The 14,200-nt window shown below is 33.3% G+C and carries 13 protein-coding genes; 5 read left to right on the top strand and 8 right to left on the bottom strand.

The features are described from left to right. The 4 genes from KC460_03440 to KC460_03455 all read right to left on the bottom strand — a co-directional run bounded on the left by KC460_03440 (window position 1) and on the right by KC460_03455 (window position 5,556). A complete protein-coding gene (locus KC460_03440; protein MCA9770398.1) occupies window positions 1-570 on the bottom strand; it encodes a hypothetical protein in 570 nt (189 codons plus the stop codon). Window positions 571-858: 288 nt separating this feature from the next. Beyond that, complete coding sequence (locus KC460_03445; GenBank protein MCA9770399.1) at window positions 859-2,310, bottom strand: hypothetical protein; 1,452 nt, start codon at window positions 2,308-2,310, stop codon at window positions 859-861. A gap of 195 nt (window positions 2,311-2,505) precedes the next feature. Further along, window positions 2,506-3,894 (bottom strand): hypothetical protein, encoded by a 1,389-nt coding sequence (locus tag KC460_03450; protein MCA9770400.1) that lies wholly within the window; start codon window positions 3,892-3,894, stop codon window positions 2,506-2,508. An 84-nt stretch (window positions 3,895-3,978) separates the two neighbouring features. Continuing rightward, on the bottom strand, window positions 3,979-5,556 hold the full coding sequence (locus KC460_03455; protein ID MCA9770401.1) for a hypothetical protein: 1,578 nt from the start codon (window positions 5,554-5,556) through the stop codon (window positions 3,979-3,981). A gap of 199 nt (window positions 5,557-5,755) precedes the next feature. Here KC460_03455 and KC460_03460 point away from each other — a divergent pair, with 199 nt between their 5' ends. From KC460_03460 to KC460_03470, 3 genes are read left to right on the top strand one after another with little or no spacing between them, the layout of a single operon-like run. After that, window positions 5,756-7,000 carry a histidine--tRNA ligase gene (locus KC460_03460; protein ID MCA9770402.1) on the top strand — a complete coding sequence of 415 codons (1,245 nt, stop codon included), beginning with the start codon at window positions 5,756-5,758 and terminating at the stop codon, window positions 6,998-7,000. Between the two features lie 57 nt (window positions 7,001-7,057). Then, window positions 7,058-7,360, top strand: coding sequence for a hypothetical protein (locus tag KC460_03465; GenBank protein ID MCA9770403.1), 303 nt, complete (start codon window positions 7,058-7,060; stop codon window positions 7,358-7,360). Next, window positions 7,357-7,695: a hypothetical protein gene (locus KC460_03470; protein ID MCA9770404.1), complete on the top strand. Its 339-nt coding sequence runs from the start codon at window positions 7,357-7,359 to the stop codon at window positions 7,693-7,695. The genes KC460_03465 and KC460_03470 overlap by 4 nt, the downstream gene beginning before the upstream one ends. Before the next feature lie 69 nt (window positions 7,696-7,764). On the opposite strand, the gene KC460_03475 is transcribed toward KC460_03470, so the two are convergent. Genes KC460_03475 through bamD form a run of 3 tightly spaced genes read right to left on the bottom strand, consistent with a single transcriptional unit; the run spans window position 7,765 to window position 9,681 of the window. Next, window positions 7,765-8,445, bottom strand: a complete 681-nt coding sequence (locus KC460_03475; GenBank protein MCA9770405.1) for a phosphatidate cytidylyltransferase — start codon at window positions 8,443-8,445, stop codon at window positions 7,765-7,767. Between the two features lie 54 nt (window positions 8,446-8,499). After that, the gene (locus KC460_03480; GenBank protein MCA9770406.1) at window positions 8,500-8,901 is read right to left on the bottom strand and encodes a YraN family protein; all 402 of its coding nucleotides are present in this window, start codon (window positions 8,899-8,901) and stop codon (window positions 8,500-8,502) included. Window positions 8,902-8,904: 3 nt separating this feature from the next. Further along, a complete protein-coding gene (gene bamD, locus KC460_03485) occupies window positions 8,905-9,681 on the bottom strand; it encodes an outer membrane protein assembly factor BamD (protein MCA9770407.1) in 777 nt (258 codons plus the stop codon). Window positions 9,682-9,827: 146 nt separating this feature from the next. Here bamD and gspE point away from each other — a divergent pair, with 146 nt between their 5' ends. Then, window positions 9,828-11,558 carry a type II secretion system ATPase GspE gene (gspE, locus tag KC460_03490; GenBank protein ID MCA9770408.1) on the top strand — a complete coding sequence of 577 codons (1,731 nt, stop codon included), beginning with the start codon at window positions 9,828-9,830 and terminating at the stop codon, window positions 11,556-11,558. Next, on the top strand, window positions 11,551-12,045 hold the full coding sequence (locus KC460_03495; GenBank protein ID MCA9770409.1) for a prepilin-type N-terminal cleavage/methylation domain-containing protein: 495 nt from the start codon (window positions 11,551-11,553) through the stop codon (window positions 12,043-12,045). Before gspE ends, KC460_03495 begins: the two co-directional genes overlap by 8 nt. 95 nt (window positions 12,046-12,140) lie before the next feature. On the opposite strand, the gene KC460_03500 is transcribed toward KC460_03495, so the two are convergent. Continuing rightward, the gene (locus KC460_03500; protein ID MCA9770410.1) at window positions 12,141-13,889 is read right to left on the bottom strand and encodes a hypothetical protein; all 1,749 of its coding nucleotides are present in this window, start codon (window positions 13,887-13,889) and stop codon (window positions 12,141-12,143) included. Between the last annotated feature and the right edge of the window lie 311 nt (window positions 13,890-14,200).

A 14,200-nucleotide genomic window follows, 5' to 3' on the forward strand; every position in this document is an offset into this window, starting at 1 on the left:
TTAATTAAGTTCTTCAATTGTTGGCTCTGTTTTATCTGTTTCAGAAATTTGCTCATTCCAAAAACGGGATAGCTGCTCTTGCAGTTCTAAATATGCTTTTGTGAATTTATAGCCAAATAGTTTACGAAGATCGGTTAATCTGAAATATTTTTCTTGTTGCTTAGTTAATCGGCCTTCTTTCAGTTGCGATATCTTGACAGCATTTTTTTTCCAAAAGCGTTTTTTCTGTTTTAGTGGTATGCATGAAGAAAATTGTAATTGATGCAACCTGATATATTGTTTACTACTGCCAGCACGTACATAAAAAAAGTAGGTTTTACTTTTTCCATTACCTATCATATCAGTTTCACCAACTCGAATTTTTTCATAATCTCTTTTTTTAATACCCATTTCTTCTGCCATTTTTTTTATTTGCTGGCCAGTTGCTACATCGGTAAGTTTATCGGCAAGCACTGTGCCTACCACATACACTGGCACATTTGTGTCATTTTTTACTTTTATTGGACATGCGTGTGCCGCTAAGCCTACACTTGCTAGCATTATTGTGATTATACACTGCTTTTTGTTCATTTATTGCTCCCTTTTTTATTTTTCAATGTATCCTAAAATTTAGGAATTATTTACTATTATTATATATAACATGATACTCAAATTGCAATAATTTATAAAAAATAAAAATATATAATTTCAAAGTTTTTTTACTTGATTTGTTCTTTTTTAAGCTACTTTAAAGGAGAGAAGAATTCTTGTGGGTTGGATGGGCGCTACTGATATATTTTGGGCCTGCTATTCAGCAGGCCCATTAATGTGATTTAAAGATTATCTATATAAACAGTTGATTAACCAACTATTTGTGTTTTATTTTTTATCTTCAAAATCTTTTTCTGTAAATTTGAGCATATCTATTTTATCTATAGTCTTGGTAAAATTTGCTAAAGCAGTTTCGAGAGCAGTCTGACTACGTGATGAATACAGAATCTTTTTTAATTCTTCGTCAGTTCTGTCTTTTTCATCTTTTTTTATCCAACTATCGGTAAATCTCTTTGTTTGATTACCACCAGTTTCTTTGCTAAAGTAGGATTCGTCATTATTTTTAAGTAAGGTAACTATTATATCTTTTATCGGCTGTAAAACTGCTTTGACAATATTTTCTCCAAATTTTTCAGGATTATTGCCTCGGTCAATTTCACCAGTAGTTGCTGCTGCTTTTATTGTATCGCCTACTTTAGTAAGTGATTTGTTGTAAACTTCTGTAATGATATCATTGAAAGTATATGGTATCTGTTTTCCCTCAGTTGTTGTATACTTTCTATTCAATTTGTCATCATCGAATGGCATAGAGATATTTAATGCATTATTATTATTTAGTGTTTTTACATCATTATTAATTTGTTCAATTGCCGTAGAAATGTTTAATAATTTGTTTTTTTGGCCAACAAATTCCATAAGGTTTTTATAATGTGCTAAATCTTTATACAGATGATAAAAAATGCCTCCGAATCCAGACTTTTGAAGGTTATTATAGTCACTTATAACATCTTTTACTTGTTTTGGTGTTAACAATAGACCACTGTTTTTATCTATTGTAAAGTGATTCGTATTATTTTCTGTGGGGCTATAATATATATTAAATATAATATAGCTTAAATCCCTTTTAATGGAATCAAAAACACTTATTTGTGTATCAGTTTGTTTATAAAAACTTTTGTTTGTATGTCCAAAAATATTTGCAAAATCTATAAATTTATTATGTTGTTCATCTAGTAGATAAAATAATCCCCCGGGGTACGACTTACCTGTGCCAGTCAAATAATTCTCTTTTTTTACCTCAGAAATACCATATTTTTTTGTTAGCAATTCCCTTGCATCATTAGTAATTTTGGTATGGAGTTCTTTAAAAAATTTTGTGCCAAGTGTTTCACGTTTTCCGACAGTAAAATATGGATTATGTTTATTTTCTAATTGTCCTAGTATTCCACCTATATGCCACAGTGCTGAATCAGCATCCTCGTGAAATTTTTCTTCTTTTTCTTTTATTTCTGTTTCAAGTAATATTTCCATCCATTTAACATCTGTGTATGGCCGTACTTCATTGATTACCTTCTTGGCCTTCTCGCTCGCTTCAGCTGCTTGTGGATCCATACCCTTGCCACTGGCATTAAGTTTTTTAAATGTAGCTATGTGCTTTCTAAATTCACGCTGTTTTGCGGCAATTACGGCTGGTGACATGGCAAAAAGTGTTAATTGTGCACAACATGATAAAAAACCCGCAACAATCCATAGTGCAACATATTTTTTTACATATATCATGAGATATGCCCTTTTTAATGAAAATATTGATGGTACAAAAAGTTTTTATCAAGATAATTAATTGTTATAACAGAATACAATAATTTGCATAAAAAGATTGTATCTGGGTTATTATTTTGTATAGGAATATATGTATATAAAAAAAGCCAGGGGCATGTATGCCCCTGGCTTTGGGATAACAATATAATCTTTATTTTATTTTAATTCCTCAAATTTAAGATCGTCTATTTTATTTATGTATTTAGTGATACTAACAAGAGCTTTTTGGATTTTATCCTTAGTTTGAGGATGTTCATATACGGCTTCTTTTAGTGAATTTTCATTGCTATTATCTTTTACCCATGTATTAAATTTATTTTTTAATGTATCTTGATAATTAACCAGATTAATAATAATATCTTTTATTGGCTGTAAAACTGCTTTGACAATATTTTTCCCAAATTCTTCAGGATTATTGCCCTGGTCAATATCACCAATAGTTGCTACTGTTTTTATTGTATCGCTTACTTTAGTAAGTGATTTGTTGTAAACTTCTGTAATGATATCATTGAAATCAAATGGCATATCTTCTTGTTTCCCAGATATGGTTTTTTTATGCTTCCTATTTGATCTGTCATCATTGAATGGTTCGGTGATATTTAGTCCGTAAGCATTATTTAGTGTTTTCACGTCGTTATTAATTTTTTCAATTGCCAAAGTAGTATTGAATACGCCGGTTTCTTCGCCAGCAAACGCCATAAGATTTTTGTAATGGTTTAAATCCTTCTGCAGATTATAAAAAATACCACCTAGATTATTATCTTTAAGTTGATCCAATTTTTTTACTATATTAGACTTCGTAAAGGGTTTTTTAAGAATATTGTTCTGAAAAAGACTAAATTTTTCTTGATTTCTAATACCGTAATAAACGGTGTAAATCAGATCAGCAAGATTTTCTTTTATAGAATTCAAAACATTTATTTGTGTATCATTATTTTTATAAAATGTTTTGTCTGTCTTTCCAAAGATATTTGCAAAATTTATAAAATCTTTATGGTGTTCATTTAATAAATAAAATAGTCCGCCAGAGCCACTCTTTCCATCTCTAGTTGCCCATTCTGTTTCTTTTTTACGATCAATACCATATAAATTAATAATGCCTACTATCATATCATCAAAGTAATCTGATAATTTTTTAAAAAATTTCAGTTGAATTTCTTTTTTAGGATGAAAATCCCAAAAATATGGCGATGCTTTATCTTCAGTATTTCCTAAAAGTGCGCTTATATCTTTAAGTGTATTATTAGCGGCTTCATAGAACATTGTTTCTATTTGTTTTTTTTCTGCTTCAAGTAACGTTTCCATCCACTTAACATTTGTGTATGGCCGCATTTCATTAATTAATTGCTGCGCGCTATTTTTAATTTTATTTGCTTTTGTACTCTTACCTTCTCCTTCTTCATTTAGCTTTTTCAATGATTCTATGTGCTTTCTAAATTCACGCTGTTTTGAAGCAATTACAGCCGGTGACATGGCAAAAAGTGTTAATTGTATGCAACATAATAAAAAACTAACAATTAGTGATGGTACAATATATTTTTTCATAACATACCCCTTTTAAATAATACGAGCTTTTGATTATGCAAAAGCTCGATATTTTTGCATTTACTATTGCAATATTTATTGGCATTAGAATGAAATACCAGCTTTACCCCAAAGCATCCACTTACTCATGCCAGTATTATCTTGAGAATATTGGTATGAACCACCAAGGCCGGCAAAAATTGGATATTCTCTATCATCCCAACGATAACCAAATGAACCGTATATTGTGTGTAATGTTGTTCCTGGATGTGCCGCAGATTCTAAATCAAGATCAGCAGTTTTAATGATATTGTCGTTAAAGTTTTCAATTAGTTCAACGTTTACGTTATTAAAAATACGGCATATAGTTTGTACGTTGTCTGTTTGACCAGCACCTCCTGTGGCTACAGATTTAAATGCTGCAGTTTCAGCGAATGTACAGCCAAGTTCTATACACTCAGATGATCTGCAGAAAAAATTATATCCAAGCTCTGCTTCAAAGCGCTCGCCATAATATGAAAAACCCGTGTTGAATGTATGAATAAAACGCGGACTTACATCTAGGCATAGACAGAATTTATTTACACCAGGTGTGTGAGAAACCAATGCTTCATTTTCATTGGCAGTAGAAGCGGCTGTTGCTTGCTCAAGGTTACAATAGAGTTGCATATAACGAGACCATGGTTTGCATTTTACATCAACCAAGCGGCACTCAGAACGTTCGAACATATATCTGCCGTTATAATCAACATACATCATCAATTTTCTGTCCATATTGTCATGATGCCATAATTCAAGGCCGATGCTGCTTCCCCAGAATACACCATGATGTTTATTATGGCCAACGATTGGTTCAAATACATATGTGCCTTCTGGGCGGTTGCCAGTTGCAATGATGCCACCGACAAATGATTCGAGTGTGCACATTTCTTCATTAATCAATTGGTAGCCAAGTCCAACTTCTATGTCAGCAACACGTGTTTCTGTATTATCGCATCCGCAATCGTCGATTTTGCCACACTTCCATGCTTTTTGACGGAATGCCTGTTTTACATTTGCAACAACAGGGAAATTGTTGATTGTTTCTGATGCTGCAGAAAGTGTTTCATTAATTCCCCCACCATCTTCTATAATACGCTCACATAAATTTATTTTGTTTTTTACGCGTACAATAGGTAACGAAGCGAAGCCAAAAAAGTGTTTACCGTTATCACGCTCATACAAACGTTGTTTCCAATTAAAACCAACGCCAATAAAACTATGCTCTGGCTCAAAGCGAATTTCTGATTCAAAGTTTCCATTTGCAGTGTAAATATTTAGGTGATTTGCAAGAATATCAAGTTGAGGATCATTTTTTTCTTGATCAAATGTTTGTAACTGCTCTCTGACAATCAGTTTATCTCTACACTCAGGCATAAAATATTGTGCAAGGCGTTGTGTGCGAGTTGATTTACCGCCAAATACAGTTGCTTGAATTGTGCCAGCCCAACCATCTTCGCGTTGTTCTAGTTTGTCACGAAAATGTACAAGACGTTCTGGTGAGCCAATTTGATGTGGTGGACGTATAGAAAAGAACGTTTTACTAGTTGCTTTACAACTAGAATCACATTTTTTGATTCTTCGAACTGCCATCGCCGGTAAGGTGATACTCAAAAGTAGGGATAATATGAGATGCTTCTTCATTACGCTCCTCCCTTTTTTCAGGGCTTATGAGGTGATACAACCAACACTACTCAACTACTGTTTTCTTGTAACATTTTTGTTTTACGCTCGTCAATCATTTTCATATTTCAGGCCTATCATTTTTTTTATCTTTATGCAACAATGAGAATTATTATTGTTGATATGTTCCCCATATATATTATGTTATTGGAAATGTTGCATGTTTACTCGAGTTAAAGGCACACAAGATTTTTTAGACCTGAGATTATTTAATTTTATTGTTGATCAAGCAAAAAATCATTTAATGACTTACCATTTTACTGAAATTGCGACGCCAATTTTAGAGCATACACAGCTTTTTGTCCGTTCGCTTGGTATGCAGACGGATGTAGTAAGTAAACAAATGTTTTTAATTGAAACCAAAGATGATGAAACAATATGCCTCAGGCCGGAAGCAACAGCGGCAACTGTACGTGCATTTGTGAACAATGGTATACAACAAACACCGTGGAACGTATTTTCATGGGGGCCAATTTTTAGATATGAACGGCCACAAAAAGGACGATATCGCCAATTTCATCAGATTAATATAGAAAGTATTGGTGCAGAAACTGTTATACATGATGTCCAACTTATTACTATGCTTGATCGCTTTTTTCATGAAAAATTAATGCTTAATAATTATGCATTACTGGTAAATTTTTTGGGATGTTTTGACGATCGTACAGCATATAAACTCGTGTTAAAGGATTTTCTTGATGGGCAAACGAGTTTGTGTAAAACATGTATGTACCGTAAAGATACCAATATAATGCGTGTATTTGATTGTAAAAATACGCAATGCCAAATTCTATACCAACAAACACCATATATAACTGACCATTTATGTAGCAGTTGTTCAAATGAGTGGCGACATATACAATATAATTTGGAATTACTGTCTGTTTCGTATTCTCATCAACCAACATTAGTACGCGGTCTTGATTATTACAATAAAACAGTTTTTGAATTTAACAGTAGCAATTTAGGTGCACAAAATGCTTTTTGTGGCGGTGGACGATATGATCAACTAGTTGGCCAGATTGGTGCAAAACAGGATTATCCATCACTTGGTGCAGCAATTGGTATTGAACGATTAATACTACTGCTTGAACCTTTTCAATCTACATTACCAATGCCACAATTACCATCATTATATGTAATTATGCCGCTTGATGATGAGCAACATATGATTGGTTTATTGTTGGCAGACCAATTACGAGCGCAAGGATTGTGTATCGAGGTTATACTTGATGGTGGTTCAATAAAAAATATGATGAAAAAAGCAAATAAAATGGGTGCGGCATATGCGCTGATTATTGGTGCAGATGAGCAACAGGCAAAAGAAGTTACTGTCAAAAATATGATAACGGGCGATCAAAAACGTATTTCATGCGTTAATGTTGCAGAATTCTTAAAGGGATAACAATATATGAAATTAGTACAGATATCAGAAAAAATTTCACGAAATGAACTGAAAGAAATGTCAAAAAATATGTTTAATCATATTGTTAAAGCAGTGGTAGATATCGAAAAAGGGGTTATAATTGTTGATGCAGAGATGCATTCGGACGAAGAACAGATGCTACTTGAGAGTGGTTCAAATCAAGAACACTTATGGGGGATTAATTTTTATCCTGATAAAAAGATTGAAGATGAAAATTTTATAGAGTTTGATTCTATGATTAACATTCGACCTAAGCAAGGCAATATAACGCGCGGAATTGAAAATCATAATATTCAAAAACAAATAAAAAATATTGTTTACAGTTTGGTAACAGAATGATTATACATAAGAATCTTGCTAGCGGTCGCTGGTTTAAATTTTCCTTTCTTGAGCAATTAGCAAATGTTGGCACTGATATTTCAAGATGTATACGATTAAAAAATAAAGGTGATCTTGAAATGAGTAACGATGCATTTTATCGAGCACTTGAGTTGCTTGATTTTACTATTGCAGATCCAAAAAACAAGGGGCCTCGGTTAAGAGAACTTTTACGAGTTAGAGAAGCACTTATTGATCATTTTTTGTGTGATAATGAATATAATACTACTGATGAGCAATGGCACACATACTTTTTTGATTTTAATTATGCAGCAGCGTTGGCAAAAGGTAAGTAGTTAATCAATTGCTTAGAAAAAATATGCAGTTTTATTATACGTTTTGCACAAATAATATTAAAAGCCTTCCTAAAAGATAGAAATGAGCCAGTTTCTAAAAAAATAGAAAAATACGATTACAAACAGAATACTATCAAACCTGTCTAACAGACCGCCGTGGCCAGGAAATATAGTGCCAGAGTCCTTGATGCCAGCACGTCTTTTTAGAAATGATTCAAACAAATCGCCAAAGAAGCATAGTAGACCAACACTAATACCGATTATTCCTATACGTATAGCAATAGTGAGAAAGCCACTATTTTGTGTAGAAACAAAATAAACAATAAAAAATAATGTAAAAAGGCAGATAATAAAGCCGCCAATAGTGCCTTCCCATGTTTTACCTGGGCTAATACGTGGTGCGATTTTGTATGTACCAAAAAGCGAACCAATCAAATATGCACCGCTGTCAAAGCTATTGACTAACGCAAGCATCAGTAATAATAAATACCGAGCGTGTTCATCTTGATTGAGTAGTATCAACAGCAAAAAAGAAAAAAGTGGATATACTGGTAGCAATACCCAAAAAATCCATGATTGGTGATCAAAAAAATTGCGCCATTCAACTACAATAATATATGTTGCACATGCAACAAAAATCACTGAAAGTACGTAGGTCGGAAGGAAAAAGAAGACAGTAAGAAAAAAAGAAAGTAATAGACTTGCAGTAATAGCTCGCTTTATGAATGTTTGTATAAATTCTGCCTTCATTATACTCCTGTGTATTCTAAGATATCAGAAATACCGATTACTGAGATGAATTTATTATAGATTAAAGGCATCCGCAATATAGGTAACGTGTGTATGTGGTTCAGTTTGTTCAATTAGTGCAACATCAAAGCGGCAGACTTTGTTATATAATTGGGGATGTTTTGCTAAAAATAATTGTGCTGTCTGTATAATTTTACGCTGTTTTTGCCGTGTAATGACATGCCCAATATCAAAATAATTAGTGCGACGCGCTTTTACTTCAATGAATACAACTGTGTCCTTATCTGCGGCAATTATATCAATTTCTCCGCCGCGTACTGAATAATTTTGCGCAAGAATAGTAAAGCCATTTTTGCACAATGCATGAGCAACAGCTTGTTCCGCTTGCTGACCAAACTGCTTTATATCTTTTGTTACTCGTTTAAAAAAGTGTACAGTGGTTGATGTATCAGTCATTTTCTAAAATCTTTTAAACAACGATGTTTTTTTTATCGTGTCACTTGCAGCGAGCGTGAATGGATGCTCGGGGAATTTTTCTGTTAACTCTGTTTGTATTTTCTTGAGTTGCTCAGCATTATGTTGTGCATGAGCTAATTTATATTCAAAATGAAGCAACTGCACTTCTATTTCTGGAACTGCTGACAAAAATTCTTTTTTTACATTGGCAATACGGTGATGTGCACTTTGATAATTACCGCGCTTTATATAAAAATCAATAACGCTTAGCTGCGCTTCAGCAAGCTTTTGATTACAGGTAGAGCCAATTTTTTTTACTTCAGCTGTATAGTGTGTGAATACCCTCTCCCTTTCAAGAAATTGGTCAACAAGTTCAAGAGTTTCTTGCGTTTTGGTTTGATCTCGTGATGTATCTAGTGTTTTATAAAAACAACATAGAATTGCTTTATATAATGTATATTCAGTATTTACATCACTTGGATATAGTTTGCTAAACTCGCGATACAGTTTTTCTGCCTCTTGCAATTTTCCTGTATCAAATAATAAGTCAGCAAGCTCAAGCATAATATCGCGCAGCTCTTTTAAGTCTTGGCATAGCGGAATCATTTTTTGCAGATACTTGATTGTTCCTTCAGTATCTTTATTTTTTGTTAGTTGTATTTTGCGTTTTTTGAGCTCATTATAATCCATGGCACTGATTGTTTTGCGTTTTTTAATAAGTTTGCCAAAGCATGATGGAAGAAAAATAAGAAGTATAATAGCGAGAAGTGCTTTTTTCATATAAACTTTATACTTTTTGTTACAAAATCTGTAGAAAATACCTTTATAAAAAGACTACCCCAAATAACAAAAAATACAACCAAAATACTACCGTATTACCTGAGAGTGTGTTATGGTGAAACCTATAATATAGGAAAGGTATTGTTATGGCGCAAAATAATCCGCGTCCTGAGCCCCAAAATATAGGTGATTTACTTGTTGTTGCTGGTGTAATTACTAAAGAGCAACTCGAAGAGAGCATGGAAGCCGTTGCACAAACAGGCCAAGCGTTGCATACATATCTTTTAGAAAAAAATATGATTACTCAGGTGCAACTTGCACATGCATTTGCCCAATATGCTCATACTGATTATATTGAATTGATTTCTGAAGCAATGACAGATCTTGATATACTTGCCAAAGTACCACTTACTTTTTTGCGAGATAATGTGGTTATGCCGTTACTTATTGATGGCCAGTTGACTATTGTAACTGATAATCCAGTTAATTTTCAGCCATTAGACGAATTGAATATGCTACTTGGTGGCGGTGCTCGTTATGTTGTTTCTACAAAACATATCATTATTGATGCACTCAATCGTTTTTATCCGCTTGAGGGTGCAAAAAAAGCAATTGAGGAGCTTGGCAAAGAAGAAGAAGAGCTTGGTGAAGTGGATTTGCGCTCAATTGATGAAAAAGATATTTCTGCAATAGCCGACCAGGCACCGATTATTAAATTAGTTAACAACATTCTATTGCAGGCGACTAAGCGTGGTGCTTCTGATATTCATATTGAACCGTTTGAAAAAGAAGTACGTGTGCGTTACCGCATTGATGGAGTAATGTACGATATTATGACGCCGCCTAAACGAATTCAGGGTGCGCTTGCTTCTCGTATAAAAATTATGGCAAATCTTAATATTGCAGAAAAACGTATTCCACAAGATGGTAGAATTGATATTAAGGTTGCCGGTAAACCATACGATATTCGTGTTTCAGTATTACCTGTTGCATTTGGTGAACGTATTGTGATGCGTATTTTGGATAAATCACGTACCTTTGGAAAATTAAAGGATCTTGGTTTTTCCGATCGCGATCTTCAACTTATTGCTGATTCGATTGGTAAACCAAATGGTATTATTTATGTTACCGGGCCTACTGGTTCTGGTAAAACAAGTACGTTATATTGTGTACTTGGCGAATTGAACAAACCTGATGTTAATATTATTACTGTAGAAGATCCGGTTGAGTATCAAACACCCGGTATTGGGCAAGTACATGTGCAAGAAAAAGTTGGATTAACATTTGCCGCCGCGTTGCGTTCAATTCTGCGGCAAGATCCAGATATTGTAATGATTGGTGAAACGCGAGACCAAGAGACAGCACAAATTGCGATTCAAGCAGCGCTTACAGGTCACCTGGTGCTCAGTACGCTACATACCAACAGTGCACCAGCAACTATTACCCGCTTGCTTGATATGGGCGTTGAGCCTTTTTTAATTGCATCATCAATTGTGCTTGCAATGGCGCAACGGCTTGTGCGTAGATTATGCAATATATGCAAAAAGGCACACAAGCCATCAGCAGATTTATTGCGTAACATGGGACTTTCACAACAAGAAGCGGATATGATTTCATTTTATGAAGCACATGGATGTGAAGAATGCGGTGGTACGGGGTATAAAGGGCGTATTGCAATTTTTGAGTTAATGGCAATGACTCCTGATATAGCTCGTTTGACTATGGCACGTGCTGATACCTCGCAACTACGTAAACAGGCAATTGCCAATGGCATGACGCTTTTAATTGAAGATGGATTACGTCATATTAAAGCGGGGGAAACGACTATTGAAGAAGTCCTTTCAGTTGCAACTATTGAACACGAGGTTATTGAATAAGGGTTATACTTTAATTGAACTATTAATCGTATTAGTTCTTTTTGTTTTAATAACTACACTTAGTATTACAAATTTTGGCTTTTTACATCGTAGTATAACTCGGGCAGAACTTTATCATTTGTATAGTCTGTGTTACTATCTACAACATAAGGCAATGGCAACCAGGCAAGAACAAAAGTTATATATTGATATTTCTCATAATACATATACGTACGATAACACAACGTATCAACTGCCTCAATCAGTTAGTTTTGGATATTTATCAGGTGTAAAAGGACCACCTACAGCGCCTAAAAAAATTTTGAGTAAGCCAGTCACATTTAAAAATGATACTGTTGAGTTCTATCCTGATGGTATTATATCTTCTGGTTCTATATATATAAGGGATGCGTATAATAACAGTTTACATGCCCTTACAAATGGCATTGCACATGTTTCATTTATTCGATTATATATATACAATAAGACGTGGAGACTGGTTGTATAGCTTATAAAGGAAAATAAAATAATATTATATTTTTGTATAAGACTCATAAATCCTGTTGTATATTCTATCTGTTCTTTTGTATGTTCATCAGTCTATTAGTCATCTTTAGTATTTGAATCATTCTCTTCATCATCATCTGAAAAATCTGAATCATCTGAAAAATCCGAATCATCTGAAAAATCTGAGAGATCATCTTTTCCTGCAGCTGATATAGATATTTTTTTTAAAATTAAAATACTATCCATAACGCTTTTTGCAAGTGTTTTTTCATCATCAGCAAGGAGGAATTCAAACTCCTCCTCTTCCTTGCCTTCCTTCCATTCTAGTTCAGAAAGGTATCTAACTGTATATTTTTTTTCGCTTATCCTAGAAATTATATACGATGTATCATTATTGTTTATAACAACACATGGCTTTTTAAGTTTCGTATTCTCAAAGTCATGTTTTTTATTAATAAGAAGCCGTAAGGAATATAATAATTGATTTTCTTTGTTGTTCACAATATTACTAATAGTCATAGTATTAATAATATTTTTTATTGTGTTTCTATAGGTAAAATAGATATTTATATTATTAAGGGGAACGTTCAATATTTGCATTGAACGAAATGCAAGTATTTGGTAATTCTTTAACTTATCGTTCGTGAATTTTTCCCATATATAATTTTGGTATATGGGTTCTTCTTCTAAATCTATCCCTACAAAAGGAATTGTTATTTCACAATTATCAGTGAGCGTACAATTATCCACAGTAACCAATCCAAGATTATACTTATTTTTAATATAAGAGCCATAGTTCCCTATGTTTTCTATAAATGCGTTATGAAAATCGATCAAGTTTAAGTAATCCTGATTTTCCATCTTACTCAAAAAACCATTAATATTCTCATTTGCATCATCGCTTAATACAAAACAAGCACCAAAAGTACCATTCATCTTATGGTCTATTATAATATCCATGTCCTCTGTTTTTTTATCTGTTTGTTCATTGTTATTGTTATTAGAAAGAATCTTTTTCAAATTTTTTATATAAAAGAAAGGATTATATAAAGGATTATCTTTGTATTGGTCTTCATAGAAGTTATAGATAGCAACTTTTTCAATCATCCTTTTATCAATTTTATTCCCACTTAAAAGGGTACGAGTTTTATTATTCTTTTTTATTATTTTTGAAAAAAACAAAGATAGAAAAGATTTATTTTTTTTATCATTAATATCCGCTACAGACTCTGTAATTTTTTTTCTAATGCCTAAAATTTTGCTTTTTAATGCCTGAAATTTCTCATTATTTTTTATACTTTTTTTATGGAAATAGGAATCAAAATCATCAATTATTGCTAAGTAGCTATCTATATCTATAACAGTACTGTGTATAAGTGGTTTAGCACTAGAACCCACACTACTTGTTACTAAACTATTAAATTCTTTTTCTTCTTCGATCTTGCAAAAGTGGTTCGGCCTGACCCATGCTAATAAACCAAGACCACAAAGCGTCATCGCTGTTGCACCACATATCAAACCTTGTGCTGTAGGATCAAGATGTAAAAATTGATCTTTAAGCGCACGAGCACTGTGCTTTATAGCTTGCACACTCAATTCTGTTGGAATAGCTTGTATGCCTGCTAAGTTATTTTTAAGAAGATATCCGCCGACTGCTACAAGACCTGATCCCAATACGGCTTTAGCGACTTGAGTAAAAGGCTTTGATGGTGCTACAGGAAATTCTTCTCGAAAAGCTTTTTCTACAGCCGTAGGTCCATCTTTCATGGCTACAAGGCTGTGAGAAATAGAAAGTGCTAATAGTGCAAATAGCAATTTTTTAAACAGCGATGACATATTTTGCATAAGTAAAAAACCACTACAAAAATAATTAATAAAATTTTCATTATTCTATTTTTAGAGTTTAGTATAGGTTTTTTTCTTTTTTTTACAAGAGTTATTTAAGCAGAGTCATCTTTTTTGCGTGTTATCTGTTCCACTATTTTAGTAATTTTTCTGGATACGTTTAAGATAATAAAAGTTAGAATCTATCCCAAAATTCATAAATGCCTCAAAGTATAGAATATAGCGGCAATTTGTATTGCTGCTATATAGTTTTCAACTTTCTTATTCCATCGAATAAAAATACCTCGCCAGCTATTCAGATGTCCAAATGT

The organism is Candidatus Dependentiae bacterium (genome assembly GCA_020431705.1).
In the GTDB taxonomy this organism is placed as follows: domain Bacteria; phylum Babelota; class Babeliae; order Babelales; family Vermiphilaceae; genus JAGQHQ01.

Coding starts and splice junctions, on each gene's coding strand:
- KC460_03465 (MCA9770403.1), top strand. CDS start 7,058: ATGTCAAAAAATATGTTTAATCATATTGTTAAAGCAGTGGTAGATATC.
- KC460_03500 (MCA9770410.1), bottom strand. CDS start 13,889: ATGCAAAATATGTCATCGCTGTTTAAAAAATTGCTATTTGCACTATTA.
- KC460_03475 (MCA9770405.1), bottom strand. CDS start 8,445: ATGAAGGCAGAATTTATACAAACATTCATAAAGCGAGCTATTACTGCA.
- KC460_03445 (MCA9770399.1), bottom strand. CDS start 2,310: ATGATATATGTAAAAAAATATGTTGCACTATGGATTGTTGCGGGTTTT.
- gspE (MCA9770408.1), top strand. CDS start 9,828: ATGGCGCAAAATAATCCGCGTCCTGAGCCCCAAAATATAGGTGATTTA.
- KC460_03460 (MCA9770402.1), top strand. CDS start 5,756: ATGTTTACTCGAGTTAAAGGCACACAAGATTTTTTAGACCTGAGATTA.
- KC460_03470 (MCA9770404.1), top strand. CDS start 7,357: ATGATTATACATAAGAATCTTGCTAGCGGTCGCTGGTTTAAATTTTCC.
- KC460_03450 (MCA9770400.1), bottom strand. CDS start 3,894: ATGAAAAAATATATTGTACCATCACTAATTGTTAGTTTTTTATTATGT.
- bamD (MCA9770407.1), bottom strand. CDS start 9,681: ATGAAAAAAGCACTTCTCGCTATTATACTTCTTATTTTTCTTCCATCA.
- KC460_03480 (MCA9770406.1), bottom strand. CDS start 8,901: ATGACTGATACATCAACCACTGTACACTTTTTTAAACGAGTAACAAAA.
- KC460_03455 (MCA9770401.1), bottom strand. CDS start 5,556: ATGAAGAAGCATCTCATATTATCCCTACTTTTGAGTATCACCTTACCG.
- KC460_03440 (MCA9770398.1), bottom strand. CDS start 570: ATGAACAAAAAGCAGTGTATAATCACAATAATGCTAGCAAGTGTAGGC.